This window comes from Streptomyces sp. NPDC036813 (assembly GCF_055609245.1).
On sequence record NZ_JBVJPV010000008.1, the window covers coordinates 203,095 to 228,367 of the forward strand.

27 protein-coding genes, 1 tRNA gene and 1 riboswitch are annotated in these 25,273 nt (G+C 71.0%); of the genes, 10 read left to right on the forward strand and 18 right to left on the reverse strand.

Features of this window, described 5'->3' with window-relative positions; all coding sequences use genetic code 11:
* Nucleotides 1-35: 35 nt before the first annotated feature.
* Both ACZ67Q_RS18765 and ACZ67Q_RS18770 read right to left on the reverse strand, forming a co-directional pair.
* Complete coding sequence (locus ACZ67Q_RS18765) at nucleotides 36-539, reverse strand: DUF2267 domain-containing protein (protein WP_471183158.1); 504 nt, start codon at nucleotides 537-539, stop codon at nucleotides 36-38.
* A 207-nt stretch (nucleotides 540-746) separates the two neighbouring features.
* On the reverse strand, nucleotides 747-1,172 hold the full coding sequence (locus tag ACZ67Q_RS18770; protein ID WP_471183160.1) for an Hsp20/alpha crystallin family protein: 426 nt from the start codon (nucleotides 1,170-1,172) through the stop codon (nucleotides 747-749).
* Nucleotides 1,173-1,337: 165 nt separating this feature from the next.
* On the opposite strand from ACZ67Q_RS18770, the gene ACZ67Q_RS18775 reads away from it, so the two are divergent.
* Nucleotides 1,338-1,649, forward strand: a complete 312-nt coding sequence (locus tag ACZ67Q_RS18775; protein WP_471183163.1) for a hypothetical protein — start codon at nucleotides 1,338-1,340, stop codon at nucleotides 1,647-1,649.
* Nucleotides 1,650-1,740: 91 nt separating this feature from the next.
* Here ACZ67Q_RS18775 and ACZ67Q_RS18780 read toward each other — a convergent pair whose 3' ends face one another.
* Nucleotides 1,741-3,282: an MFS transporter gene (locus ACZ67Q_RS18780; RefSeq protein WP_471183165.1), complete on the reverse strand. Its 1,542-nt coding sequence runs from the start codon at nucleotides 3,280-3,282 to the stop codon at nucleotides 1,741-1,743.
* Between the two features lie 54 nt (nucleotides 3,283-3,336).
* Nucleotides 3,337-4,641 (reverse strand): DUF445 domain-containing protein, encoded by a 1,305-nt coding sequence (locus ACZ67Q_RS18785; protein WP_471183168.1) that lies wholly within the window; start codon nucleotides 4,639-4,641, stop codon nucleotides 3,337-3,339.
* A 260-nt stretch (nucleotides 4,642-4,901) separates the two neighbouring features.
* Here ACZ67Q_RS18785 and ACZ67Q_RS18790 point away from each other — a divergent pair, with 260 nt between their 5' ends.
* Nucleotides 4,902-6,317, forward strand: a complete 1,416-nt coding sequence (locus tag ACZ67Q_RS18790; RefSeq protein WP_471183170.1) for an SGNH/GDSL hydrolase family protein — start codon at nucleotides 4,902-4,904, stop codon at nucleotides 6,315-6,317.
* Here the strand turns inward: ACZ67Q_RS18790 and ACZ67Q_RS18795 are convergent.
* Genes ACZ67Q_RS18795 through ACZ67Q_RS18810 form a run of 4 tightly spaced genes read right to left on the reverse strand, consistent with a single transcriptional unit; the run spans nucleotide 6,314 to nucleotide 9,832 of the window.
* On the reverse strand, nucleotides 6,314-7,162 hold the full coding sequence (locus tag ACZ67Q_RS18795) for a DUF1707 SHOCT-like domain-containing protein (protein ID WP_471183172.1): 849 nt from the start codon (nucleotides 7,160-7,162) through the stop codon (nucleotides 6,314-6,316). The two genes, ACZ67Q_RS18790 and ACZ67Q_RS18795, sit on opposite strands and share 4 nt — an antisense overlap.
* A gap of 32 nt (nucleotides 7,163-7,194) precedes the next feature.
* Nucleotides 7,195-8,205, reverse strand: a complete 1,011-nt coding sequence (locus ACZ67Q_RS18800; RefSeq protein WP_471183175.1) for an ABC transporter ATP-binding protein — start codon at nucleotides 8,203-8,205, stop codon at nucleotides 7,195-7,197.
* A gap of 12 nt (nucleotides 8,206-8,217) precedes the next feature.
* On the reverse strand, nucleotides 8,218-8,982 hold the full coding sequence (locus ACZ67Q_RS18805) for an ABC transporter permease (RefSeq protein WP_471183449.1): 765 nt from the start codon (nucleotides 8,980-8,982) through the stop codon (nucleotides 8,218-8,220).
* A 49-nt stretch (nucleotides 8,983-9,031) separates the two neighbouring features.
* Nucleotides 9,032-9,832, reverse strand: coding sequence for an ABC transporter permease (locus ACZ67Q_RS18810; RefSeq protein WP_471183178.1), 801 nt, complete (start codon nucleotides 9,830-9,832; stop codon nucleotides 9,032-9,034).
* Nucleotides 9,833-11,583: 1,751 nt separating this feature from the next.
* On the opposite strand from ACZ67Q_RS18810, the gene ACZ67Q_RS18815 reads away from it, so the two are divergent.
* A complete protein-coding gene (locus ACZ67Q_RS18815) occupies nucleotides 11,584-14,025 on the forward strand; it encodes a transglycosylase domain-containing protein (protein WP_471183451.1) in 2,442 nt (813 codons plus the stop codon).
* Between the two features lie 29 nt (nucleotides 14,026-14,054).
* Here the strand turns inward: ACZ67Q_RS18815 and ACZ67Q_RS18820 are convergent, their stop codons facing one another.
* From ACZ67Q_RS18820 to ACZ67Q_RS18830, 3 genes are all read right to left on the reverse strand, one after another.
* On the reverse strand, nucleotides 14,055-14,375 hold the full coding sequence (locus ACZ67Q_RS18820; protein ID WP_361622581.1) for a DMT family transporter: 321 nt from the start codon (nucleotides 14,373-14,375) through the stop codon (nucleotides 14,055-14,057).
* 33 nt (nucleotides 14,376-14,408) lie between these two features.
* A riboswitch (guanidine-III (ykkC-III) riboswitch) is annotated at nucleotides 14,409-14,471 on the reverse strand.
* Between the two features lie 59 nt (nucleotides 14,472-14,530).
* Nucleotides 14,531-14,884, reverse strand: coding sequence for a GroES family chaperonin (locus ACZ67Q_RS18825; protein WP_103784957.1), 354 nt, complete (start codon nucleotides 14,882-14,884; stop codon nucleotides 14,531-14,533).
* Between the two features lie 49 nt (nucleotides 14,885-14,933).
* Nucleotides 14,934-15,263, reverse strand: coding sequence for a DUF3618 domain-containing protein (locus tag ACZ67Q_RS18830; RefSeq protein ID WP_471183182.1), 330 nt, complete (start codon nucleotides 15,261-15,263; stop codon nucleotides 14,934-14,936).
* Between the two features lie 93 nt (nucleotides 15,264-15,356).
* Here ACZ67Q_RS18830 and bcp point away from each other — a divergent pair, with 93 nt between their 5' ends.
* The 4 genes from bcp (at nucleotide 15,357) to ACZ67Q_RS18850 (ending at nucleotide 17,183) form a co-directional block, all read left to right on the forward strand.
* Complete coding sequence (gene bcp, locus ACZ67Q_RS18835; protein ID WP_361622574.1) at nucleotides 15,357-15,824, forward strand: thioredoxin-dependent thiol peroxidase; 468 nt, start codon at nucleotides 15,357-15,359, stop codon at nucleotides 15,822-15,824.
* 140 nt (nucleotides 15,825-15,964) lie between these two features.
* Nucleotides 15,965-16,612, forward strand: a complete 648-nt coding sequence (locus tag ACZ67Q_RS18840; protein WP_471183185.1) for an HNH endonuclease signature motif containing protein — start codon at nucleotides 15,965-15,967, stop codon at nucleotides 16,610-16,612.
* Entirely contained in the window at nucleotides 16,609-17,094 is a 486-nt protein-coding gene (locus tag ACZ67Q_RS18845) for an HNH endonuclease signature motif containing protein (RefSeq protein ID WP_471183188.1), read from the forward strand. Before ACZ67Q_RS18840 ends, ACZ67Q_RS18845 begins: the two co-directional genes overlap by 4 nt.
* Nucleotides 17,095-17,110: 16 nt before the next feature.
* Nucleotides 17,111-17,183 (forward strand) — tRNA-Leu (locus ACZ67Q_RS18850).
* Between the two features lie 52 nt (nucleotides 17,184-17,235).
* Here ACZ67Q_RS18850 and rdgB read toward each other — a convergent pair.
* The 4 genes from rdgB to ACZ67Q_RS18870 all read right to left on the reverse strand — a co-directional run bounded on the left by rdgB (nucleotide 17,236) and on the right by ACZ67Q_RS18870 (nucleotide 19,442).
* Nucleotides 17,236-17,838: an RdgB/HAM1 family non-canonical purine NTP pyrophosphatase gene (rdgB, locus tag ACZ67Q_RS18855; protein ID WP_471183190.1), complete on the reverse strand. Its 603-nt coding sequence runs from the start codon at nucleotides 17,836-17,838 to the stop codon at nucleotides 17,236-17,238.
* 34 nt (nucleotides 17,839-17,872) lie between these two features.
* On the reverse strand, nucleotides 17,873-18,274 hold the full coding sequence (locus tag ACZ67Q_RS18860) for a hypothetical protein (RefSeq protein ID WP_471183192.1): 402 nt from the start codon (nucleotides 18,272-18,274) through the stop codon (nucleotides 17,873-17,875).
* Nucleotides 18,275-18,392: 118 nt separating this feature from the next.
* Nucleotides 18,393-19,130, reverse strand: a complete 738-nt coding sequence (rph, locus tag ACZ67Q_RS18865; protein ID WP_471183195.1) for a ribonuclease PH — start codon at nucleotides 19,128-19,130, stop codon at nucleotides 18,393-18,395.
* A gap of 78 nt (nucleotides 19,131-19,208) precedes the next feature.
* On the reverse strand, nucleotides 19,209-19,442 hold the full coding sequence (locus ACZ67Q_RS18870; RefSeq protein ID WP_361622562.1) for a PTS sugar transporter subunit IIB: 234 nt from the start codon (nucleotides 19,440-19,442) through the stop codon (nucleotides 19,209-19,211).
* A 200-nt stretch (nucleotides 19,443-19,642) separates the two neighbouring features.
* Between ACZ67Q_RS18870 and ACZ67Q_RS18875 the strand changes: the two genes are divergently transcribed.
* Both ACZ67Q_RS18875 and ACZ67Q_RS18880 read left to right on the forward strand, forming a co-directional pair.
* Complete coding sequence (locus ACZ67Q_RS18875; RefSeq protein ID WP_471183453.1) at nucleotides 19,643-20,962, forward strand: PTS transporter subunit EIIC; 1,320 nt, start codon at nucleotides 19,643-19,645, stop codon at nucleotides 20,960-20,962.
* A 252-nt stretch (nucleotides 20,963-21,214) separates the two neighbouring features.
* Entirely contained in the window at nucleotides 21,215-22,477 is a 1,263-nt protein-coding gene (locus tag ACZ67Q_RS18880) for a PTS transporter subunit EIIC (protein ID WP_471183199.1), read from the forward strand.
* Between the two features lie 107 nt (nucleotides 22,478-22,584).
* Here the strand turns inward: ACZ67Q_RS18880 and ACZ67Q_RS18885 are convergent, their stop codons facing one another.
* Nucleotides 22,585-23,337 (reverse strand): MBL fold metallo-hydrolase, encoded by a 753-nt coding sequence (locus tag ACZ67Q_RS18885; RefSeq protein ID WP_471183201.1) that lies wholly within the window; start codon nucleotides 23,335-23,337, stop codon nucleotides 22,585-22,587.
* A gap of 238 nt (nucleotides 23,338-23,575) precedes the next feature.
* Here ACZ67Q_RS18885 and ACZ67Q_RS18890 point away from each other — a divergent pair, with 238 nt between their 5' ends.
* Nucleotides 23,576-24,022 carry a type II toxin-antitoxin system PemK/MazF family toxin gene (locus tag ACZ67Q_RS18890; protein WP_471183203.1) on the forward strand — a complete coding sequence of 149 codons (447 nt, stop codon included), beginning with the start codon at nucleotides 23,576-23,578 and terminating at the stop codon, nucleotides 24,020-24,022.
* 10 nt (nucleotides 24,023-24,032) lie between these two features.
* Here the strand turns inward: ACZ67Q_RS18890 and ACZ67Q_RS18895 are convergent, their stop codons facing one another.
* Both ACZ67Q_RS18895 and ACZ67Q_RS18900 read right to left on the reverse strand, forming a co-directional pair.
* Nucleotides 24,033-24,983, reverse strand: a complete 951-nt coding sequence (locus ACZ67Q_RS18895) for a PLP-dependent cysteine synthase family protein (protein WP_361622547.1) — start codon at nucleotides 24,981-24,983, stop codon at nucleotides 24,033-24,035.
* Nucleotides 24,984-24,989: 6 nt separating this feature from the next.
* Complete coding sequence (locus ACZ67Q_RS18900; RefSeq protein ID WP_471183206.1) at nucleotides 24,990-25,268, reverse strand: MoaD/ThiS family protein; 279 nt, start codon at nucleotides 25,266-25,268, stop codon at nucleotides 24,990-24,992.
* Nucleotides 25,269-25,273 lie beyond the last annotated feature (5 nt).

Genomic DNA, 25,273 nt, shown 5'->3' on the forward strand with positions numbered 1-25,273 from the left:
ACCGGCGGCTGCGGCGGCGTCCCGCGACCGGGCGCCTAGTGGTGCGGTGCCAGGTCCGCTCGGCCGAACAGCAGGGCGTAGCCCGGCGGGAGTTCGGCGAGGATGCGGGTCGTCAGGTCCTCCCCTATCAGGGGCGGCAGGACGCTCAGGACCGAGCTGACGTCCCAGCGGGCCGTCGCCGGGGTCGCGCCCTCGATGCGGGCCGCCACCGAGTCGACGAACTCCGCGGCCGTCAGCCTGCGGGTGACCGGGATCTGGGAGGCGACCACGCAGGCCGCCTCGGGCGGCAGGGACTGCGCGAGGGCCACGCGTTCCTCGCCTATCACATGCCCGCCGAGGGCGGACAGGACGATACGGGTGACCGTCTCGGCCTCCCCTCTCGTCGGATACTGGCCCGACTCCTTCACCGCATCGGTCAACGCCCGCCACCCGTCGTCCCCGGCCATGGCCTTGCGGGGCTGCGGCGGCGCGGGGGTCGGTGTCCTCAACGGCGTCGTGTTCGGCAGCAGTGTCGTCGTGTTCGGCACCGTCGTCGTCATGTGCGGCGTCCTCCTCCGGATCCCGATCGTTCGCGGGCGCGGGCGGCGTCGAGCCGTTGCGCCCGTAACCGAATCCCCAGCCGGGCGGTTCGTACACGTCTCACATCTCAGATATGGCGTGAAACCCTCGGTGAGGGCGAGCGAGAGCCCGTGGCGGGTCGGGGTCGTCCCGGCCCCGGCCCGCCACGGGTCGCGTTCGGCGTGCGGTCAGCCGTTCAGTTGCCTGCGCCGGCCGCCGCCTCCACTGATCTGGATACGGCGCGGCTTCGCCTGCTCCGCCACCGGGATACGCAGGGTCAGGACGCCGGCCTCGTACGACGCGTCGATGCGTTCGGTGTCGAGCGTTTCGCCGAGGAACAGCTGGCGCGTGAAGGTGCCGGTGGGCCGCTCGGCGACGATGACCTCCGCGTCCTGGGGCGCGGGCGACCTGCGCTCGGCGCGGACGTTGAGGACGTTGCGTTCGACGTCGAGTTCGATCGACTCGGGGTCGATGCCGGGGAGGTCGAAGTGGACCAGGAAGTCGTCCCCGGACCGGTAGGCGTCCATCGCCATCGCCGTCGGGCGGGCCATGGCGCCGAAGACCTGCTGCGTGACCCTGTCGAGCTCACGGAACGGGTCGGTACGCATGAGCATCACTGGTCACTCCCTTCGATGCCTACGTGCTGTACGTGGTGCCTCATGCGGGGGCTTCTCTTTTTATATAGCTCCGGGGAGGAAAGTTGACAAGGGGGGACTCAGGAACAGCCTGCCCCGGTGCCGGGGTTAGCCTCGGGGGCAGACCGAACACAGGAGGCAGGCATGGCGAAGGTTCCCAGCTCGGTGGTCGCCGCGGGCGGACTCGTCGGCGGCTACGGCGTCGCCCGCTGGACCAAGAAGCGGCAGCTCGGCGGGGCCGTCCTGGCCGTCGCCGGTGCCGCCGCCGCGCAGCAGTGGCGCGCACGGGCCGGCGGCAGGGCCGCGGGGGCGCTGACCGCCGCGTATGTCGCCGCGTTCGCCGGGTCGCACCCGCTCGCGAAGAAGGTGGGCGCCTGGCCGGCCGTCTTCGGTGTCGCGGGCGCCGTCGCCCTCGCCTCCTGGGCCGTCGCCGACCGGGGCGCCGGGCGGGCGTAGACCGCGGCGAGCGACGCCCGGCGCTGGAGGCGCGACACCCGACGCCCGCGGTGACCCACCGCGGGCGTCGGCATCACACCCCTCGTCGCCTCTACGCCGTCGCCGGCTTGGACCCCGGCCGCCCCGGCCCCGTACCGGACGCGCCGGGCGCACCCGGTGCCCCCACCGCCGCCTTCTTCGCCACCGCCGTCAGCGGCTGCGCGATGTCCTCCAGCGAGCGGCGCTCCGCGTTCACCGCGAGGAACGCCGCCACCAGTCCGGCCACGCACATCAGCGCCGCGCCGATGGAGAAGGCGAGGACCGTGTCGCCGACCTTGCCGGTGCCCGTGAGGTCGGCGAACAGCATGGGCCCGCTGATGCCGCCGGCGGCCGTGCCGAGGGCGTAGAAGAAGGCGATGGACATCGCCCGGGTCTCCATCGGGAAGATCTCGGACACCGTCAGGTACGCGCTGCTCGCGCCCGCCGAGGCGAAGAACAGCACCGCGCACCAGCAGGCGGTCAGCGTCGTCGCGTTCAGATGGCCCTGGTCGAACAGCCACGCCGTGCCGAACAGCAGCAGGCCGGACAGCAGGTAGGTGGAGGAGATCATCACCCGGCGGCCGACCGTGTCGAAGAGCTTGCCGAGCAGCAGCGGGCCGCAGAAGTTGCCGACCGCGATGACCGCGAAGTAGTAGCCGGTGTGGTCGGCCGGCACGTCGAAGAACGTCGTCAGGATCGCGCCGAAGCCGAACGTGATCGCGTTGTACAGGAACGCCTGGCCGATGAAGAGGGCGAAGCCGAGGATCGCGCGGCGGCGGTAGCGGGAGAAGACCGTGCGGGCGATCTCCACGAACGTGACGCTGCGGCGCTGGTGGATGGTGATCTCGCCCTCGGGTTCCGGCAGCCGCGCGCCGCCGTTCTCGGACTCCACCGTGCGTTCGATGGAGGAGACGATCTCCTCCGCCTCCTGGTCCCTGCCGTGGATCAGCAGCCAGCGCGGGCTCTCCGGGACGTGACGCCGTACGAGGAGGATGACCAGGGCGAGGACGGCGCCGAGCGCGAAGGTGAGCCGCCAGCCGACGTCCGCGGGCAGGATCGCGGTGTTCAGCGCGACGATCGACAGCAGAGAGCCGCCGACCGCGCCCAGCCAGAAGCTGCCGTTGATCATCAGGTCGACGCGGCCGCGGTAGTTCGCCGGGATCAGCTCGTCGATCGCGGAGTTGATGGCCGCGTACTCGCCTCCGATGCCGAAGCCGGTGAGGAAGCGGAAGAGGAAGAACCACCAGGCGTCGAAGGAGAACGCGGTCAGGGCGGTGGCGGCCAGATACACCGCCAGGGTGATCATGAAGAGTTTCTTCCGGCCCCAGCGGTCGGTCAGGCGGCCCCAGAACAGGGCGCCCACGCAGGCGCCGGCCACGTAGAGGGCCGCGGCGGTGCCGGTGATCTGGCCGGAACTGATGTCCAGTCCGCTGCCGGGCTCCGACAGCCGGCTGGCGATGTTCCCGACGACGGTGACCTCGAGGCCGTCCAGGATCCATACGGTGCCGAGGCCGATGACGATCGTCCAGTGCCAGCGGGACCACGGCAGGCGGTCGAGACGGGCGGGGATGTTCGTGGTGACGGTACGGCCGGTCTCGGCCTCCGCTGTGGTCATGGGCACCCTCCTCCTTGAGCGAACCGCTCGATCGGGTGCCCGGCCGGCGCCGCTTTACGCTCCCAGTACCTGCGTCACGACGTAGATCAGCAGGCCGGCCAGGGAGCCCACGACGGTGCCGTTGATGCGGATGAACTGCAGGTCGCGGCCGATGTGGGCCTCGATCTTGCGGGTGGTGTGCTCGGCGTCCCAGCCGGCGACGGTGTCCGTGATGAGGGAGGTGATCTCCTTGCGGTAGGTGGTGACGACGTGCACGGCCGCGCCCTCCACCCAGCGGTCGACCTTGTCCTGCGTGGCCGGGTCGGACGCCATCCGGGCGCCGAGGGACAGCAGGGAGGAGCGCACCCGCAGCCGCAGTTCGCTGCGTTCGTCCTCCGCCGCGGAGACGATCATGGAGCGGACGGCGGTCCACGCGGACGCGATCAGGTCCTGGACCTCGCCCCGGCCCAGCACGTCGCCCTTGAGCCGCTCGACCCGCGAGCGGGTGTCCGTGTCGGACTGCAGATCGCCGGCGAAGTCGGTGAGGAAACGGTCCAGGGCGCCGCGCGCGGGGTGCGAGGGCATGTCGCGCATCTCGGCGCAGAAGCGCAGGAGTTCCTTGTAGACGCGCTCGCCGACCTTGCGGTCCACGAACCGAGGGGTCCACCCGGGCGCGCCGCCCTGGACGGCGTCCATCACCGAGTCGCCGTGCAGCACCAGCCAGTCGTGGGCGCGGCTGACGATCAGGTCGACGACGCGTTTGTGACCGCCGTCGGCGACGATCTTCTCCAGCATCTTGCCGAGGCCGGGGCCGATGTCCTGGGCGTTCGCGCGCCGGGTGATGGCCTCGCCGACCACCGCCTGCACATCGGAGTCGCGCAGCACGGTCAGTGCGCCGCGCAGTGCTGTGGACAGCTCGGCGGTCACCCGGTCGGCGTTGGCGGGTTCGGCGAGCCAGGCGCCGAGCCGGCTGCCGATGCCGACGGCGCGCAGCCGCTGCCGTACGACGTCCTCGGAGAGGAAGTTCTCGCCGACGAACTCGCCGAGCGAGACGCCCAGCTGGTCCTTCTTGTTGGGGATGATCGCGGTGTGCGGGATGGGCAGGCCCAGGGGGTGGCGGAACAGGGCGGTGACGGCGAACCAGTCGGCGAGCGCGCCGACCATGCCGGCTTCGGCGGCCGCGGCGACGTACGCCGCCCAGGCGCCCGCGCCGGAGTCGTCGGCCCACTTGGCGAGGACGTAGACCACGGCGACGAGGAGCAGCAGACCGGTCGCGGTCAGTTTCATCCGGCGCACCCCGCGGCGGCGCTCCTCGTCTGCGGGGCCGAAGGCGGTCATGGCGCGCGTGGGCGTCTCGCCGGCCTTTATCTCCGAGTCCATCCGCTCCGTCCGCTCCGTTCGGTCCGTCCGCTCCGTCCGATCATGGTTCCTTCACCCATTGTCTCTTTCGGGATCTGTCCTGCCCTGTAGGAGCGACTCCGGGGGGCGGTGAAAGGTTCCCGGCCGGCCGGCGAGCCGGGGCGGTCGGCAGCCGGGGCCGTGTGCGGTCGTTTCTTCCTCATGTCGCATGATGAGGTGATCCTTTCGGAGTACCGGGCACCCGATCCGGGCTCCCGCTGTCCGAGGAGACACATACCCCCATGGCCAGGCGTCACGGTTATGCCCTGCTCTGCGCGATCGTCGCCCTCATCACGGTCGTGTCCGTCGGCATCCATGTCGCCGTGGACGGCGGCTTCCCCGGCCGGGGTGGGGCTGCCTCCACGCCGTACGACTCCGCCCACCCGGCCTCCACCGGCATGTGGGTCGGTTCCTGGGCCGCCTCACCGTCCGGTCACGAACCCGGCACCGAGCTGAGGGGCGTGGCCGGACTGTCGGTCCGCAACGTGGTGCACACCGGAGCCGGCGGTACGAGTGCCCGGATCACGCTGTCCAACCTCTACGGCCGGACCCCGCTCACCCTGACCGACGTCTCCCTCGCCGTCGCCGCCGGCTCCGGCACGGCCGCCGCGCGGCCCGGCAGCATGCGGCGGCTGACCTTCGGCGGGGCCACGCGGGTCGTCGTCCCGGCCGGCGGTCAGGTGGTCAGCGACCCCGCGCGGATCGTGCTCCCGCCGGACAGCGACGTACTGGTCAGCACCTACTCCCCCACCCCGTCCGGCCCTGTCACCGTCCACCGGGTGGCACGGCAGATCTCCTACGCCGCCGCGGGCGACCACGCGCGGAGCGAGAGCGCCGGCCCCTACACCCGGCGCGTGACGTACTGGCGTTACCTCACCGCCCTGGACGTGCTCAGCGACGATGCCGACGGCACCGTCGTCCTGCTCGGCGACTCGATCACGGACGGCTCGGGGTCGACGCAGGGCGCCAACCGGCGCTGGCCGGACGTGCTCTCGGACCGGCTGCGGGCCGCCCTGCACGACGGCGAGGACGTGCCGCGCTACGCCGTGGTCAACGCCGGCATCAGCGGCAACCGCCTGCTGGTCGACGGTGACGGCCTGTCCACGGACAACCCCAGCGCCCCGCACCGCTTCCGGCGGGACGTGCTCGGCCGCCCCCACGTGAAGGCCGTCGTCATCGACCTCGGCGTCAACGACATCCTGCGCCCGCCCCGGCCCGCCGGCGCCGAGCGCATCGTCGGGGGGCTGCGCGCCCTGGTACGGCAGGCCCACGCCCACGGGCTGAAGGTGATCGGGGCGACCCTGACGCCGTTCGGCGGCCACACCTGGGACACGCAGGAGCGGGAGACCGTACGCCGGCAGGTCAACGCGCAGATCCGCGCGGGCGGGGTGTTCGACGCGGTGGTCGACTTCGACAAGGCGCTGCGCGATCCGTACGACCCGCAGCGGCTGCGGGCGCCGTACGACTGCGGGGACCACCTGCACCCCAGCGACGGGGGGTACCGGCGCATGGCGGAGGTGTTCGACCTGCGGGAGCTGACGGGCGGACCCACCACGGCACACCGGGCGGTGGCCCAGCCACCTGGCGACGGCGCGGGGCCCGGCACGCCCTCGGGGACTCCAGCAGCGTTGCCGTCGGCCGCGGCCAGGCGGCTCTAGCGCTCCCCGTTCCGCCTGCGCTCGCGTTCCTCCCGGCGCTCGTCCCTCCGCTCCTGCCTGCGTTCGCGGTGCAGTTCGCGGTGGTCGTCCAGCAGGCCGCGGTGGTCGTCGCGCATGCGGCGGTGGGCCTCGCGGACGTCCTCGTGCAAGCCGGACCGGATCTCGCGCAGCGACTTCCCGCGATCGAGCTTCTCGCGGCGGCGCTCCTCCTTCAGACGCAGCCGCTCCGCACGGGGCAGCTTGCGTTCGATGCCGACGCCGCCCCAGAAGGCGAAGCCGGTGACGATCACGCGGGGCCCGCCGGGGTCGCCCACTACGTCCGCCTCCGTCTGGTCGAAGCCGCCCATGACGCCGATGCCGCGGACGACGACCTCGACACCGGGCGGTACGACGATGTTCACACCGCCCATGATCGCCACACAGTTGATCACGACCTCGCGGTCCGCGAAGAGGGCGTCGCGCAGGTCCAGTTCACCGCCGCCCCAGAAGGCCACGCAGTCCATGCGGCGCGGCACCGTCCAGCGGCCCTTGCGCTGGAAGCCGGACATCACGGCCACGGCCCACTGCGAGGAGCCGTCGCCGCCGACGATCCGCTCCCGCCAACTCCCGCTGCCCTCCGGCTCCTTGGTCAGGGAGACGGCCGGGGCCGGCGCGCCCGAGGACGGCAGGTCACGGGTGATCGGGGCCAGTTGGCCGTAGGTACGCGCCTTGTACGTGGCGTCGAGCCGTTCCTCGAACTCGGCCATGTCCAGGCGCCCCTCGGCGAGGGCGTCCCGCAGGATCTCGGCGACCCGCTCGCGATCGGCGTCGGACGCGCGAAGGTCCGGGACTGCGTCGTCGGTCATGTCAGCAGCCTACGAGAAGCACCGGTCGGCGGCTACGAAACCGACTCCTCGGCGGGACGGGGCGGCTGCCCGGCAGGACGGGACGGCTCCTCCGCGTACATCCGCGCGATCACGGCCTCGATGTCCGGCTCGCGCACCGACAGATCCACCAGCGGGTACTGCGTCGCCAGCCGCGCCACGAGCGGCGCCGCCGACTCCGACGCGGGGAACGCCAGCCACTGACGCGGACCCTCCACGCGCACCACGCGCGCGGGAGCGGGCGCGTCGATCGGCGGGAGCTCGCGTTCCAGGTCGATCACGAGCGTGCGCTCGCTCTCGCCCGCCTCGTGCAGCCCGGCGAGCGGGCCGTCGTACATCAGACGGCCGTGGTCGATGACCATCACACGGGAGCACAGCTGCTCGATGTCCTGCAGGTCGTGCGTGGTGAGCAGGACCGTCGTGCCGCGTTCGGCGTTCAGATCCCGCAGGAAGGCGCGGACCTTCGCCTTCGACACGACGTCCAGGCCGATCGTCGGCTCGTCCAGGTACAGCACCTCGGGGTCATGCAGCAGCGCCGCCGCGATGTCGCCGCGCATCCGCTGGCCCAGCGACAGCTGACGCACCGGCACGTCCAACAGCTCACCCAGTTCGAGCAGTTCGACGCAGCGCTCGAGGTTCTCCCGGTAACGGGCGTCCGGCACCCGGTACATGCGGTGCACCAGCCGGTAGGAGTCGATCAGCGGCAGGTCCCACCACAGGGTCGTGCGCTGCCCGAACACCACGCCGATGCGGTGCGCGAGCCGGGTGCGCTCGCGGGAGGGATCGATGCCGGCGACGCGCAGCCGGCCGCCGCTCGGGGTGAGGATGCCGGTCAGCATCTTGATCGTGGTCGACTTCCCGGCGCCGTTCGGCCCGATGTAGCCGACCATCTCGCCGCGCGCGACCGTGAAGGACAACGCGTCGACGGCCCGTACCTGCCGCCGCTCCCGGGTGAGGAACCCGGTCCTGCGGCGCACGTCGAAGACCTTCTCCACCCGGTCGACCTCGATGAACGCTTCCGTCATGCTCACTCGCCCTCAGCTCCCCGTACTCCGGTACGCCCGCAGCCCCGCCCGCCAGGCGGCCGCGGCCAGGGCACAGCACGCCACCGCCACCAGCGGCGGCGCGAACGCCACCCAGCGGGGCAGGTCCAGCGGCATCGGCAGACCGAGGACGTAGGCCGCCGGCAGCCAGTTCACGAACGCCAGCGGCAGCACGAACACCACCCCGCGCACCAGCTCCGTGCCGAACACGGTCGGCGGGTACTGCAACAGCGTCGTCCCGCCGTAGGTGAAGGCGTTCTGCACCTCCGACGCGTCCTGCGCGACGAACTGGAACGCCGCGCCCGCCACGAACACCGCGCAGAAGATCACCAGGCCGCTGAGCAGCATCACCGGCATCAGCAGCAGCCGCGACGGCGTCCAGTCGATGTCCAGCCGCGCCAGCGCCCAGCCCAGCACCAGCGTGCCCTGGGTGATCCGGCCCAGCCGGCGCAGGCCGAAACGGTCGGCGGCGATCTGCGCCAGCACCGGCGCGGGACGCACCAGCAGGACGTCCAGGGTGCCGTCGCGCACGCGCCGCCCGAGCCGGTCCATCGAGCCGATCGCGAGGTCGGCCCCGCCGAAGGCGACGGACGAGGCCCCGTAGAGGAAGGCCACCTGGGCGAGCGAGTAGCCGCCGAGGGCGTCCACGCGGGAGAACATCAGCAGGATCGCGACGAAGTCCAGGCCGGTCAGCGCGAAGTTGCCGAGCGTGGTCAGCGCGAAGGAGGTGCGGTAGGCGAGGGTCGAGCGGATCCACATCCCGGCGATCAGCCGGTACGCCCGCGCCGCCTCCCGCACGCGGCCGATCTCAGCCACCCTGGACCACCACCCTGCGGGTCGCCACCGACTGCACGACCCGTCCGGCCGCGAGCAGCACCACGGCCCAGCCCGCCTGGAAGGCGTACGTCGGCCACGGGTCGGCGTGCCCCAGCAGCACGTCGGCCGGGGCCTGGAGCAGCGACGACCAGGGCAGCGCGCGCACGACGTCACCGAGCGCGCCCGGGAAGAGGTTCAGCGGCAGCATCATGCCGGAGCAGAAGGTGCCGGTGATCATCAGCATCTGCATCACGCCGGTACCGTCCAGCAGCCAGAACGCGGTGAGCGCGATCAGATAGCGGATGCCGAAGCCGACCACCATCGCCAGCGCCACGGCGACGAGGAACGCGACCCAGGTCGCGGCGTGCGCGGGCAGGGCCACCGGGAAGAACAGCGCGCCGAAGGTGAAAGGAATCACGCCGCGGCCGAGCATCTGGAAACAGGCCCGGCCCAGGTCGGCGGCCAGCCACCACAGTTGCAGGTCGGCAGGGCGGTACAGGTCGATCGCGATGTCGCCGGTGCGGATGCGCTCCATCAGCTCGTCCTCGACACCGCCGCCGCCGAGCGCGAGGGTCGACAGCAACGCCTGCCCCAGCCATACGTACGTCGTCGCCTGGGCCTGGTCGTACCCGCCGAGGTGTGGTTTTTCGTCCCACAGGGCCAAGTAGGTGTATACCAAGATCAACCCGAAGACGGTGTTCGTGAACACCCCGGCGACCGTGGCCGCCCGATACGTCGCGTACCGTCTGAAACCGCCCACCGCGACGGCCGCGTACAACCGCCCCGCTCCCACGCCGACGACCTCCCGGCTCGTCCCGGCACCGAAGCGCAGGAGCCTAGTGCGTGTCCGGCGCGGTCCGCCACGCGTTTTCCGGCCGGAGGCGGAGCGGGGCGGGGCACCCGGGAACGAAACGCCCGCTGCGAGAGTCTTCAATGGGGGCGCCGGCGGCGTAAGTGGGCGCAGACGGCGCATGTGGGCGCCGGCAGGCGTAGTAGGCCGTACGGGAACGTACGACGCGAAAACAGGAGTCCGTGCACGAGATGAGCGACGAGCCGCAGCAGCCGAACCCGGGCTCGGCGAAGCAGGAGCCCGGGCCGGGCGCCGACCCCAAGGCCGCCCGAGCCGCCAGGGCCGCACGGGCGGCGGCGGCCGCGCGGGCCTCGCGGGCCGCGGGGGCCGCGGGGGCCGACCGGGAGGACGCCGGGGCCAACCGGCAGGCCGCCGGGGGCCGGCGGGACGCCACCGGCGGCGGGGCCGGACGTGAGGCCGCGGGCAACGGGGCCGGGCGGGATGCCGCGGGCAACGGGGCCGGCCGTGACGTCGCAGGCAGCGGAACTGGGCGTGACGCCACCGACAGCGGGGCTGCGCGGGTCTCCGGCGCACCGGTCGACGGGACCGACGCCGCTGGGCGGGCCGACGGGGTCGCGCGTGCTGCCAAGGGGGCCAGTGGCGCGGGGGCGGCACGGGCCGCTCGAGCCGCCAAGGGAGCCGGAAACACCGGGGCCGGGCACGCCGCGGGGACTGCCGCGGGTGCCGGAAGCTCCGGGGCTGGACACGCCGCTGAGATCGCGGGCGCCGCCAAGGGAGCCGCAGGCCGCGGGACCGGACAGGCCGCGCGGGGCGCCACTAATGCCGGACGCGACGGGGCCGAGCACCCCACTGAGATCGCGGGCGCCGCCAAGGGAGCGGCAGGCGGCGGGGCCGCGCGGGGCGCCGCGGGTGCCGGACGCGAAGGGGCCGGACACGCCGCTGAGGCCGCGCGAGCCGCCAAGGGGGGCGAAGGCGCCGGGACCGGACACTCCGTCAAGGGTGCCGAAGGCATCGGCGCCGGGCACACCCCTGCCCCCGCCGCCACGGGCACCGGGGCCGGACAGCCCCGCGGCGCCGGGGCGGGCGACAAGAGCACCGGGGTGGGCCCGGTCTCCAACGCACGGGCCGCCAGGGCCTCCAGGGCCGGGCGGGGCATCGCGGCCGGCCAGGACGCGGCGGCGGAGCGTGACTCCGACACCACCCAGGTCCTCCGCGCCGTCGACGCCGGGCGGCAGCCCAAGGGCACCCGGACTCCGGGAGCCGAAGCCGACTCGACGGAACCGAACACCCACGACGCCGGCGACGCACAGTCCGGCCGGTCCACAGGCGGCCAGTCCGCAGCCGGCAGGTCCACCGGCGGCGCGGGCCGCACGTCCCGGGCCGCGCAGTCCGCGGCGCGCGGCGCGGGCGCCGTTGCGGCCGCGAGCGCCGCGGGGGCCGCGTCGGCACAGGGCGCCGCAGCGGCCGTACCGTCCGCGAGCGCGGCCGGCGGTGTGGCGGCCGCGAGCGCCGCGGGCGCCCTGTCGTCCCCCGGCGCCACCGGTTCCACGCGTGCCGCCGCACCCAGCCGTGGTGCCCGCAGCACGCCCGCCACCTCAACCACCGCGCGCGCCACCACCCCGCGCCCCGCGACCGACGCCACCGCGCACGCGACCGGAGCCGGCGGGGCCCCGCACTCCCCCGCAGCCATGCGAGCCAACGGAGCCACCGGCCCCGCCGCGGCCACCGCTGCCATGCACGCCACCGGCGCCGGTGGCACCGGCGACAGCGGGGGCGACGGCGGAACCGGCGGTGGCGGTGGCGGCGCCGGCGGCGGCGGGAAGAAGGGCAAGCGGCCCCGCCGTACCGGATGGCGGCGGCTCTTCCCCACCTGGCGCATGGTCCTCGGGACCTTCGTCATCGGCGTGCTGCTCGTCGTCGGGGCCTTCTTCCTCGGCTACTCCATGGTCAAGATCCCCTCGGCGAACGCGGTCGCGACCAAGCAGGCCAACGTGTACCTGTACGCCGACGGCACCGAGATCGCCCGCGACGGCGACATCAACCGCGAGAACGTCTCCCTCGCCCAGGTCTCCAAGGCCGCCCAGCACTCCGTGCTCGCCGCCGAGGACCGCGACTTCTACACCGAGTCCGCCGTCGACCCCAAGGCCATGGTCCGCGCCGCCTGGAACACCGCCACCGGCAAGGGCAAGCAGTCCGGCTCCACGATCACCCAGCAGTACGTGAAGAACTACTACCTGGGCCAGGAACAGACCGTCACCCGCAAGGTGAAGGAGTTCTTCATCTCGATCAAGCTCGACCGCGAGAAGAGCAAGGACGACATCCTCGAGGGCTACCTCAACACCAGCTTCTTCGGCCGCAACGCCTACGGCATCCAGGCCGCCGCCCGCGCCTACTACGGCATCGACGCCGTCGACCTGAACGCCGCCCAGGGCGCCTACCTCGCCTCCCTGCTCAACGCCCCCAGCGAGTACGACGTCGTCGCCCACCCGGAGAACCGCCGCGCCGCCGAAGCCCGCTGGAACTACGTCCTCGACGGCATGGTCAAGAAGGGCTGGCTGCCCCAGGCCGAACGCGCCGGGATGAAGTTCCCCGCGCCCAAGCAGGCCACCGCCTCCACCAGCATGTCCGGCCAGCGCGGCTACATCGTCGACGCCATCAAGGACTACCTGCGCGACAACAAGATCGTCGACCCCGACGACCTCGAACGCGGCGGCTACCGCATCACCACCACCCTGCAGAAGGACAAGCAGGACGCCTTCGTCGAAGCCGTCAACGACAAACTGATCAGCAAGCTCGACAAGAAGAACAACAAGGCCGACCGGTACGTCCGGGCCGGCGGCGCCTCCGTCGACCCCAAGACCGGCAAGGTCGTCGCCATGTACGGCGGCATCGACTACGTCAAGCAGTACACCAACGGCGCCACCCGCGGAGACTTCCAGGTCGGCTCCACCTTCAAGCCGTTCGTCTTCACCTCGGCCGTCGAGAACGGCGCCACCACCCAGGACGGCCGCCCCATCACCCCGAACACCATCTACGACGGCACCAACAAGCGGCCCGTCCAGGGCTGGGACGGCGACAGCTACGCCCCCGAGAACGAGGACCAGCGCTCCTACGGCCCCATCACCGTCCGCGAGGCCACCGACAAGTCCGTCAACGCCGTGTACGCGCAGATGGCCGTCGACGTCGGCCCCTCCAAGGTCAAGCAGACCGCGATCGACCTGGGCCTGCCCAAGGACACCAAGGAGCTGTACGCGTCCCCGTCGATCGCGCTCGGCGTGGCCAACGCCAGCGTGCTGGACATGGCCGAGGCCTACGCCACGCTCGCCAACCACGGCAAGCACGGCACGTACACCCTGATCGACAAGATCACCAAGAACGGCGACGCCCTCCCGCTGCCCGCCCAGCAGACCCGCCAGGCCCTCAGCCGCGAGGCCGCCGACACCACCACGGCGATCCTGCAGAGCGTCGTCGACAACGGCACCGCGACCGCCGCACAGGCCGCCGACCGCCCCGCCGCGGGCAAGACGGGCACCGCCGAGCAGGACACCGCCGCCTGGTTCGCCGGATACACGCCCGACCTCGCCACGGTCGTGTCCGTGATGGGCCAGGACCCGGACACCGCCGCGCACAAGCCGCTGTACGGCGCACTGGGCCTCGACCGCATCAACGGCGGCGGCGCGCCCACCGAGATCTGGGCGCAGTACACCAAGGAGGCGCTGAAGGACACGCCCGCCGCCGACTTCGACCTGGAGCTCCAGAACGGCGCGGACACGCCGCAGGCGCCGCCGAGCGACCCCGGCCAGGACCAGACCGGCACCGTCGGCGGCACCGACGGCGGCGCGACCGGCGACACGACCACGACCGGCGGCCAGAGCACCCAGGGCCAGAACCAGGGACAGACACAGGGCCAGACAGGCGGCACCCCGACCACCGGCGGCAACACCACCGGATCCACCACGGGCGGCACCCCGACCACCGGCGGCAACACCACCGGATCCACCACGGGCGGTACACCGACCACCGGCGGGGGCGGCACCAACGGCGCAGGCGGCACGACCGGCGGCGGGGGCACCACGGGCGACACGACCGGCGGGCCGACCACCACCGGCGGTGGCAACACCACCGGCGGTGGCGGCACGGACACCGGCACGACCGACGGCGGCACGGTCCCGTAGACCCGGGCTCCGGCCGCGGCCGGTCCGCGTCAGTGGCCGGACGTCGCCTTCAGCCCCACGACGGCGACCAGCAGCAGACAGATGAAGAAGATCCGGGCGGCGGTGGCCGGCTCACCGAGCACCACCATGCCGAGCACCGCCGCCCCGGCCGCACCGATGCCCACCCACACGCCGTAGGCGGTACCGATGGGCAGGGAACGGGCGGCGTACGACAGCAGCACCATGCTCGCGACGATGCCGGCACCGGTGAACACACTCGGCCACAGCCGGGTGAAACCCTCGCTGTACTTCATCCCGATCGACCAGCCCACCTCGAGCAGACCGGCGACGACAAGCAGAACCCAGGCCATGACGGCACCTCCGGAAGATCACTTCTGAACGGGGGTGCGTCGTCTTTTCCTTGGCCCGGTACGGCGCGTCTCGTCGGGCGTGTCCTACGACCGTAGCAAACAACGGCAAAAGGGGCTGGTGACCATGGTCACCAGCCCCTTTTCCGACCCTTCGGTCACAGATACAGACCCGTGGAGTCCTCCGACCCCTCGAACCGGTCGGCGGCCACGGCGTGCAGGTCACGCTCGCGCATCAACACGTACGCGATGCCCCGCACCTCCACCTCCGCCCGGTCCTCGGGGTCGTACAGGACCCGGTCACCCGGCTCCACGGTCCGCACGTTCTGCCCCACCGCGACGACCTCCGCCCAGGCCAGCCGACGGCCCACCGCCGCCGTGGCCGGAATCAGGATGCCGCCGCCGGAACGCCGCTCGCCCTCGCTGGTGTCCTGCCGCACGAGGACGCGGTCGTGCAGCATGCGGATGGGGAGCTTGTCGTGCTGGGTGCTGTCGTTTCTGTTGGCGCTCACGCCACTGAACCTACCTGCCTGAACCTGAGCCTTGCGCGGGTGGGTGGGGTCAGTCCTTACGACGCCGGGTGCTCAGAGTGAGCAGACCGACGACGCCGACCACGACCAGGGCGACGGGCACCACACGCTCCAGCCGCGGCGCGCCCTCCTCGTCCGTGAACTGCGCCTTCACCTCAGTGACCACCCGGTTGACCTGGACGTAGGCCCGGCCCACCGTGTGGTCGAGGTTGGCGACGACCTTGGCCTTCGCGTCCCCGACGATCGTCTTCGGGTGCACCCGCACCCCGATCTCGTCCAGCGTCGCGGCCAGCACCTGACGACGGTGCCTGATGTCCGCCTCGATCTGCGCCGGGGTTCTCGTGTCCGACGTGTCCGCCACCGTACGGCCTCCGAAGTAAGAGGATGCTGTTCTGGACAGTCTGTCAGTTCCTGCTCGCGCCGCACTGTCAGGACCCCCGGTTACGCTGGTCCGATGAGCGAGCGACTCCAGCCGGGGGACGTGGCCCCCGCCTTCACCCTGCCCGACGCCGACGGCAACGAGGTGTCCCTGGCCGACCACAAGGGCCGCAAGACCATCGTCTACTTCTACCCCGCAGCCCTTACCCCGGGCTGTACGAAGCAGGCCTGCGACTTCACGGACAACCTCTCGCTGCTGGCCGGCGCGGGCTACGACGTGATCGGGATCTCCCCCGACAAGCCGGAGAAGCTGGCGAAGTTCCGCGAGCAGGAGTCCCTGAAGGTCACCCTCCTCGCCGACCCCGACAAGAAGGTCCTGGAGGCGTACGGCGCGTTCGGCGAGAAGAAGCTCTACGGCAAGACAGTCGTCGGCGTGATCCGCTCCACGGTCGTCGTCGACGAGGAGGGCAAGGTCGAACGCGCCCTGTACAACGTCAAGGCGACGGGCCACGTAGCCAAGATCATCAAGGACCTCGGCATCTGAGGAACGTTTCAGCAGCTCAGCGGCCCGCGCCGGGACACCCCGGCTCGGGCCGCTTGCCATGTCCGGCGTGACTGTCGGACAAACAGGTCGTTACTCCGTGTGAGTCACGAACGCGTGACCGGAAACGGAGGAGACCATTCATGGGGGCCAGTGCGTACACCAAGGAGCGGCTGGAGGAGGCGGCTCGGGGGGCACGGACGCTGTCGGAGGCGTGCGTGAGCTTGGGGGTGGATCCGCAGAGCGCGACACGACGGTACGTCCGGGAGCGGATGAGGAAGCTCGGGGTGGACACGTCGCACTTCGAGCGGGAAGTGAAGTGGACGAGGGAGGTGCTCGAACGGGCAGTGGCGGCCTCCACGAACATGTGCGAGGTCCTGCGGCACCTGGGGCTGGAGGTGGTGGGCGGCCACCACACGCACATCAGCCGGCGGGTGAAGGCGTACGGGATCGACACGTCGCACTTCCGCATGCCGAGTGGACGCGACACGCGTCCGCGCAGCAGGACCCCCGAGGGCTTGCTTGTCATGCAGGCGGGTGATCACGCCCGACGAACACAGAGTCATCGACTCAAGCGAGCGATGCTTGCACACGGCGTTGAGGAGCTCTGCGCAATGTGCGGCATGGCCGCAGTATGGCTTGGCCACCCCCTGCCGCTGGAGGTGGATCACATCGACGGCAACTGGCGCAACAACCGCATCGAGAACCTTCGCCTGCTCTGTCCCAACTGCCACTCCACAACGGACACGTACCGAGGACGGAGCGCAGGGCGCGGGGGGAGTGGCCGGTGAGGCAGGCGCGCCCCACACGTGACGCGCTGCGCGAGGCGGTTGGCGAATCGCTGAGTCTCAAAGAGGTGCTGCGGCGCCTGGACCGGCCTGACAATCACTGGCAACGCACATTACTGCGGCAGTGGATCAGCGAAGAGGGCTTCGCAACGGCTCACTTCCTTGGGCAAGGACATATGCGCGGGAAGCCAAGCTACAACGCCAAGGGGCCCGAGGACATCCTCCTCCGCCATAACGGCAAGGCCCGGACGCGGACCGCGCGTCTCCGTCGCGCCCTCCGGGAGAGCGGCGTGCCCGAGCAGTGCGCTGAGTGCGGAGTCGGCCCCGAATGGCTCGGCAAGCCCATGACGCTGGAGATCGACCACATCAACGGGGACTGGCGCGACAACCGGCGGGAGAACCTGCGGCTGCTCTGCCCGAACTGTCACGCGATCACCAGCACCTGGTGCAGGGGAGGGCAGCCGCGGCATGCTCGGCCCCGGTAATCTAGGTCCGTGCTCCGCGCCCGTACGCCAACGGCCGAGCGGCGATCTTTAGGTGGTCGTGTTTGTCGGTTCGAATCCGACCGGGCGCACAGGTGAAAGAGGCGTCGTACCTTCATTTCAAAGGTACGACGCCTCTAGCCGTCAGCCCAGCAGTTCCCGCACCACCGGTACCAGCGCCCTGAACGCCTTCCCCCGGTGGCTGATCGCGTTCTTCTCGTCTGCCGTCAGTTCCGCGCAGGTGCGGGTCTCGCCGTCCGGCTGGAGGATCGGGTCGTAGCCGAAGCCGCCCGTGCCGGCGGGGGTGTGGCGCAGGGCGCCCCGCAGTTGGCCCTCGACGACTCGTTCCGTGCCGTCGGGCAGGGCGAGGGCGGCGGCGCAGGCGAAGTGGGCGCCGCGGTGTGCGTCGTCGATGTCGGAGAGCTGGGCGAGGAGGAGGTCGAGGTTGGCCTGGTCGTCGCCGTGGCGGCCGGCCCAGCGGGCGGAGAAGATGCCGGGGGCGCCGTTCATGACGTCGACGCAGAGGCCGGAGTCGTCGGCGATGGCGGGCAGGCCGGTGGCCTGGGCGAGGGCGTGGGCTTTGAGCAGGGCGTTCTCGGCGAAGGTGACGCCGGTTTCCTTGACGTCGGGGATGTCGGGGTAGGCGTCGGCGCCGACGAGTTCGTGGGGCAGTCCGGCTTCGGCGAGGATGGCCTTGAGCTCGGTGATCTTTCCGGCGTTGCGGGTGGCGAGGATCAGGCGGGTCATGGCGTTCAGTATCCCGGCCCGCGCCGGTCCGCTCTCACGGTGTGCAGACCTTCGTCAGTTCGCCGGCCGCGTCGGTGACGGGGGTCAGGTCGGGGGTGTTGTCGCCGTTCTTCACGGCGGCGCGGACGTTGTCGACGGCTTTGCGGAGGTCGTCGACGGCTTTGTTGACGTCGGTGTTGTCGGTGCGGTCGCCGATCTGGTCGAGGTTTTTGTCGATGGCGGCGAGGGCCTGGTCGGTCTGTGTGGGGTCGTTCGCGGCGTTTTCGACGGCTTGCTGGAGGTCGGTGACGCTGTCGGCGATGGAGTCGGCGGTCTGGACGCAGTCCAGGGCTTTGCCGATGGCGTCGCATCCGGTGGTCAGGCCCGCGGTGAGGGCGACGGCGGCGATGGTTCCGGCGATGGTCGTGGCGGTGCGGTGGCCTCGGCTCGCGGCCATGTGCGGTGTCCCTCCCCTGGTGGCCTCCCCGGCCCCCGTGTGTGCGTGTCGGTATCCGTTCTGACGCGGTGGCGGGCGGCTCGGTTGCCCGGGCCGCCCGCCTTTGTTGGTGCGTCTTTTACTTTTCCGCGGTGTCGGCGAGTGCCGCCTTCTGGAGTGCGGTGAGTTCGGTGCAGCCGGTGACGGCGAGGTCGAGGAGGGCGTTGAGTTCGTCGCGGGCGAAGGGTTCGGCTTCGGCGGTGCCCTGGACTTCGACGAAGCGGCCGTCGCCGGTGCAGACGACGTTCATGTCGGTGTCGGCGCGGACGTCTTCCTCGTAGGCGAGGTCGAGCATGGGGACGCCGGCGATGATGCCGACGGAGACGGCGCTGACGGTGCCGGTGAGGGGCTGGCGGCCGGGCTTGATCAGTTTCTTGCCCTGGGCCCAGGTGATGGCGTCGGCGAGGGCGACGAAGGCGCCGGTGATGGCGGCGGTGCGGGTGCCGCCGTCGGCTTGGAGGACGTCGCAGTCGAGGACGATGGTGTTCTCGCCGAGGGCCTTGTAGTCGACGACGGAGCGCAGGGAGCGGCCGATGAGGCGGCTGATCTCGTGGGTGCGGCCGCCGATGCGGCCCTTGACGGACTCGCGGTCGCCGCGGGTGTTGGTGGCGCGGGGGAGCATGGCGTATTCGGCGGTGACCCAGCCTTCGCCGCTGCCTTTGCGCCAGCGGGGGACGCCTTCGGTGACGGAGGCGGTGCACAGGACCTTGGTGTCGCCGAAGGAGACGAGGACGGAGCCTTCGGCGTGCTTGCTCCAGGCGCGTTCGATGGTGACGGGGCGGAGCTGTTCGGGGGTGCGGCCGTCGATGCGAGACATGGCGCTGAGCCTATCGGGAGTGCGGCGAGGGGCTCCCCCCGCTGCGGGAGGAGCCCCTCGGTGCGTGACCGGCTCGGGTCACATCATGTCTTCGATCTCCGCCGCGATGGGGTCGGCGTCGGTGCCGATGACGACCTGGATGGCGGTGCCCATCTTGACGACGCCGTGGGCGCCGGCGGCCTTCAGGGCGGCTTCGTCGACCAGCGCGGCATCGTGCACCTCGGTGCGCAGGCGGGTGATGCAGCCCTCGATCTCGTCGATGTTGTCGATGCCGCCGAGCCCGGCGACGATCTTCTCTGCCTTGCTGGCCATGTTCCGTCTCCCTGAACTACCTGTTCCGAACCGCTATGTCGCAGTAACCCACAGTTGGCTCAGCTTCGCGAGCGGTCATGCCGTTTGTATCGAATGATGGCGATCACGACAGCGGAACCGAACCGTACGCGACTGGTCTACACCAGCTGATGGACGGTCGCCAAACCGCCCCCGGGGTGAGGGGCCGGAAGGACACCGCCATGAGTGCCGAGAGCGCCGCCGCCGCACCGCGCCCGGTGAGTCCCGTGCGCGAGCGCTGGAACCGTTTCTTCCAGGGTCTGCAGAAGATGGGGCGCAGCCTTCAGCTGCCCATCGCCGTGCTGCCGGCGGCGGGCATCCTGAACCGGCTGGGGCAGCCGGACGTGTTCGGTGACCAGGGGCTGGGCTGGACGAACGTGTCGAGGGTGATGAAGGGCGCGGGTGGCGCGCTGCTCGACGGTTCGCTCGGTCTGCCGTTGCTGTTCTGCATCGGCGTGGCGATCGGCATGGCGAAGAAGTCGGACGGTTCGACGGCTTTGGCTGCGGTGGTGGGCTTCCTTGTCTACTACCAGGTGCTGCATCAGTTCCCGGAGACCTGCCCGGGCGGGTCGAAGTCTGTCCCGGACGTCGGCTGCCAGGTGAGCGTGGGCGCGGGGGTCGGCTCGGTGACGCCGTTCACGTTCCAGAATCCGGGGGTGTTCGGCGGGATCGTGATGGGTCTGCTGGCGGCGTTCTTCTGGGTGCGTTTCCATCGCACGAAGCTGGTGGACTGGCTGGGCTTCTTCAACGGGCGGCGGCTGGTGCCGATCATCATGGCGTTCGTGGCGATCGCGTTCGCGGCGCTGTGTCTGTGGGTGTGGCCGCCGATCGGTGACGGTCTGGAGAGCTTCAGCAAGTGGCTGCGGGACGCGGGGTCGTGGGGTGCGGGTGTGTTCGGTGTGGCGAACCGGGCGCTGCTGGTGATCGGGTTGCACCAGTTCCTGAACGTGCCCATCTGGTTCCAGTTCGGCACGTACACGCCGCCGGGCGGGAAGCCGGTGCACGGTGACATCAACATGTTCCTGGCCGGGGACCCGCACGCGGGTCAGTTCACCTCGGGGTTCTTCCCGATCATGATGTTCGCGCTGCCGGCGGCGGCGCTGGCGATCGCGCACACGGCGAAGCCTCATCGCCGTAAGGAGGTGAGCGGGCTGATGCTGTCGGTGGCGTTGACGTCGTTCGTGACGGGGATCACGGAGCCGATCGAGTACTCGTTCCTGTTCATCGCGCCGCTGTTGTACGCGGTGCACGCGGTGCTGACGGGTGTGTCGATGGCGGTGACGTGGGCGCTCGGGGTGCACGACGGGTTCAGTTTCTCGGCGGGGTTGATCGACTACGTCATCAACTGGAATCTGGCGACGAAACCGTGGGCGATCATTCCGATCGGTCTGTGTTTTGCGGTCGTGTATTACGGGGTGTTCTGGTTCGCGATCACGAAGTTCGATCTGAAGACGCCGGGGCGGGAGCCGGAGGAGGAGGTGGAGGACGCGACCAAGGCGTGAGGGCGCCGCCGCCCTTCATCGAGGCCCCTGAACCGTGCCGGTTCGGGGGCCTTTTCGTCATGACCTGCGTCCGGTACGCGCCGTGATGCCACGGTCGCGGAATCGCGGGTTCCTTACGCCGCCTTCATCGTGCTACAACAGGTCTACACCACTGAGTGGTGTAGACCATGCGTCGGTTCGCCGCGCATTTCCCGAAGACGCCGCCGTCCTCATCCTGTCCCCTGGCGGCGCCTTGCCCAATGGAGGAAGTTGATGACCACGGCGAGCGCGGCACCCGCCGCACAGAAGAAGGGCGCCGGGCCGATGGCGGTCCTGCAGCGCATCGGCCGCAGCCTGATGCTGCCGGTCGCTGTGCTCCCCGCGGCGGCCCTCCTGGTCCGCCTCGGCAACACGGACATGCTGGGACGGGACTCCTTCCCCACGTTCGTCACCAAGATCGCCGGCTTCATGGCGGCCGGTGGCAACGCGATCCTGGACAACATGGCGCTACTGTTCGCCGTGGGCATCGCGATCGGCTTCGCCAAGAAGTCGGACGGCTCGACGGCCCTCGCGGCGGTCGTCGGATACCTGGTCTTCAAGAACGTGCTGGGCACGTTCACCGACAAGAACCTGCCCAAGGTGGCGACGGCGGTCGACGGCAAGGTCGTCATGGTGGCCGCGCCGGTGGACGCCAAGGTCCTGGGCGGCGTGGTCATGGGCATCGTCGTGGCGCTGATCTACCAGCGCTTCTACCGCACCAAGCTGCCCGACTGGGCGGGCTTCTTCGGCGGCCGCCGTCTGGTGCCGATCCTGTCGGCGTTCGCGGGCCTGATCCTCGGCATCGTCTTCGGCTACATCTGGCCGGTCCTCGGCACGGGTCTGCACAACTTCGGTGAGTGGCTGGTGGGGTCGGGTGCCGTCGGCGCCGGCATCTTCGGTGTCGCCAACCGGGCGCTGATCCCGATCGGCATGCACCACCTGCTGAACTCCTTCCCCTGGTTCCAGGCCGGCGAGTACCACGGCAAGAGCGGCGACATCGCGCGCTTCCTGGCCGGCGACCCGCACGCGGGCCAGTTCATGACCGGCTTCTTCCCGATCATGATGTTCGCCCTCCCGGCCGCCTGCCTGGCGATCGTGCACTGCGCCCGTCCGGAGCGCCGCAAGGTCGTCGGCGGCATGATGTTCTCCCTCGCGCTGACCTCGTTCGTCACGGGTGTCACGGAGCCGATCGAGTTCACGTTCATGTTCATCGCGCCGGTGCTGTACGCCATCCACGCGGTCCTCACCGGTGTGTCCATGGCGCTGACCTGGGCGCTGGGCATGAAGGACGGCTTCGGCTTCTCGGCGGGCGCGGTCGACTTCGGGCTGAACCTGGGCATCGCGAGCAACCCGTGGGGCCTGGCCGTGGTGGGCCTGTGCTTCGCGGTGGTCTACTACGTCGTCTTCCGCTTCGCGATCACCAAGTGGAACCTGCCGACCCCGGGCCGGGAGTCGGACGAGGAACTGGCGGAGCTGCAGAAGGCCGAGGCCAAGTAGCTTCCCCGCACACGAAGGCCCCCCGGCGCACTGGGCGCTCCGGGGGGCCTTTCTCGCATGCCCGGGTCGGGCCCGGCATCGTTTCTGCTGGGGCGCCGGGTGCGGGGTCAGATGTCGTACGACTTCCTCGGGGCCGCCAGGTCCACGGGGCCGGGGTACACCGCACGGGCGTCGGTGAGGTTGGTCCGGGGGTCCGTCCACGGGGGGATGTGGGTGAGGACCAGGCGGCGGGCGCCGGCGCGGGCCGCGGTCTCGCCGGCCTCGCGGCCGTTGAGGTGCAGGTCGGGGATGGACTCCTTGCCGTGGGTGAACGCGGCCTCGCACAGGAACAGGTCGGCGTCCCGGGCCAGTTCGTCCAGGGCGGGGGTGACGCCGGTGTCCCCGGAGTACGTCAGGACCTTCCCGCCGTGCTCGATGCGGATGCCGTACGCCTCGACCGGGTGGGCCACGCGTTCGGTGTGCACGGTGAAGGGGCCGAGCTCGAAGGTGGACGGCTTGACCGTGTGGAAGTCGAAGACCTCGCTCATGGACGAGGCCGACGGGGTGTCGGCGTACGCCGTGGTCAGGCGGTGCTCGGTGCCTTCGGGGCCGTAGACCGGCAGGGGCTCGCAGCGGCCGCCGTCGTGGCGGTAGTAGCGCGCGACGAAGTACCCGAGCATGTCGATGCAGTGATCGGCGTGCAGATGGCTGAGGAAGATCGCGTCGAGGTCGTAGAGACCGCAGTGGCGCTGCAGCTCGCCCAGGGCGCCGTTGCCCATGTCGAGGAGCAACCGGAAGCCGTCGGCCTCGACGAGGTAGCTCGAGCAGGCCGAATCCGCGGACGGGAACGACCCCGAGCAGCCGACGACGGTGAGCTTCATGAAGCAGAAACCTCCGCTGGCGGGGAACCGGAAAAAAGGGGGGCGACGGGGGTCGTGCGGTCCGTCGAGCGTAAGGCGCAAAAGTCCCGGTCGCTCCTCCGCCAAGGGCTGTTGTGGGCGAACTCACCTGCGCTGTCACCGGTTCGGATGGAACTTGCGGGTTCCGGGCGCGTCCGGGCGGCCGATCGGTGTGACCGTAAGGGCGCGCTGTGTGAGGTACGCCGGTAACGTCGTCGGTATGGACACGTCCTGGTGGCTGGCGCTCGCGGCGGTGGTGCTGCTGGCTCTTGTCGCCGTGCTCGTGGACGGCTGGGGCCGGGGGCGGCGCGGGGCCCGACGTGCGCGGTCGGCGGGGCGCGCGGCGGCTGAGTCGCTGCGGCCGCGGCCGCAGGAGATCTGGTGGGCGCAGGTGCCGTACGAGGACGGGCCGGAGAGCACGGACCGGCCGTGTCTGGTGCTGTCGGTGCGCCGCCGCCGGGTGCGGGTGGCGAAGATCAGCACGAAGTTCCACGACGAGCGGTCCGGGGTGATCCCGCTGCCGCCGGGTTCGGTGGGGGACGCGCAGGGCCGGGCGAGCTTCCTGCAGACGGACGAGCTGCGGGAGGTGCCGGTGGGTGACTTCCGCCGCCGGGTGGGCGTGGTGGACCCGGTCCTGTGGGACCAGGTCCGTCACCTGGCGGGTTAGGGCCGGGGGCTCACGCCCAGAGCTGGCCCTGCAGTGTCTCGATCGCTTCCTCGGTCGTCGCCGCTGTGTACACCCCGGTGGACAGGTACTTCCAGCCGCCGTCGGCCACGACGAAGACGATGTCGGCGGACTCACCCGCCTTGAGCGCCTTCTTGCCCACGCCGATCGCCGCGTGCAGGGCTGCGCCGGTGGAGACGCCCGCGAAGATGCCCTCCTGCTGGAGGAGTTCCCGGGTGCGGGTGACCGCGTCGGCGGAGCCGACGGAGAAGCGGGTGGTGAGGACGGAGGCGTCGTACAGCTCGGGGACGAAGCCCTCGTCGAGGTTGCGCAGGCCGTAGACGAGGTCGTCGTAGCGCGGCTCGGCGGCGACGATCTTCACGTCGGGCTTGTGTTCGCGCAGGTAGCGGCCCACGCCCATGAGCGTCCCGGTCGTCCCGAGGCCGGCCACGAAGTGGGTGACCGAGGGCAGGTCGGCGAGGATCTCCGGGCCGGTCGTCGCGTAGTGCGCGCCGGCGTTGTCGGGGTTGCCGTACTGGTAGAGCATCACCCAGTCGGGGTGCTCGGCGGCCAGCTCCTTGGCGACGCGTACGGCGGTGTTGGAGCCGCCCGCGGCCGGGGAGGAGATGATCTGCGCGCCCCACATGCCGAGCAGGTCACGGCGTTCCTGCGAGGTGTTCTCGGGCATCACGCAGACCATGCGGTAGCCCTTGAGCTTGGCGGCCATGGCGAGCGAGATGCCGGTGTTGCCGCTGGTGGGTTCGAGGATCGTGCAGCCCGGTGTGAGGCGGCCGTCCTTCTCCGCCTGCTCGATCATGTGCAGGGCCGGGCGGTCCTTGACGGAGCCGGTGGGGTTGCGGTCCTCCAGCTTCGCCCAGATGCGCACGTCCTCGGACGGCGACAGCCGCGGCAGGCGCACCAGGGGGGTGTTGCCGACCGCGGCGAGCGGGGAGTCGTAGCGCATCGCGGGTCAGGCCATACCGCCGGCCACGGCCGGCAGGATCGTGACGTTGTCGCCGTCGGTCAGCTTGGTGTCGATGCCGTCGAGGAAGCGGACGTCCTCGTCGTTGAGGTAGACGTTGACGAAGCGGCGCAGCTGCTCGCCGTCCACGATGCGGGCCTGGATGCCCGCGTGCCGGGTCTCGAGGTCGGCGAACAGTTCGGCGAGGGTGTCGCCGTTGCCCTGCACCGCCTTCTGGCCGTCGGTGTAGGTGCGGAGGATGGTCGGGATGCGGACCTCGATGGCCATGGCTC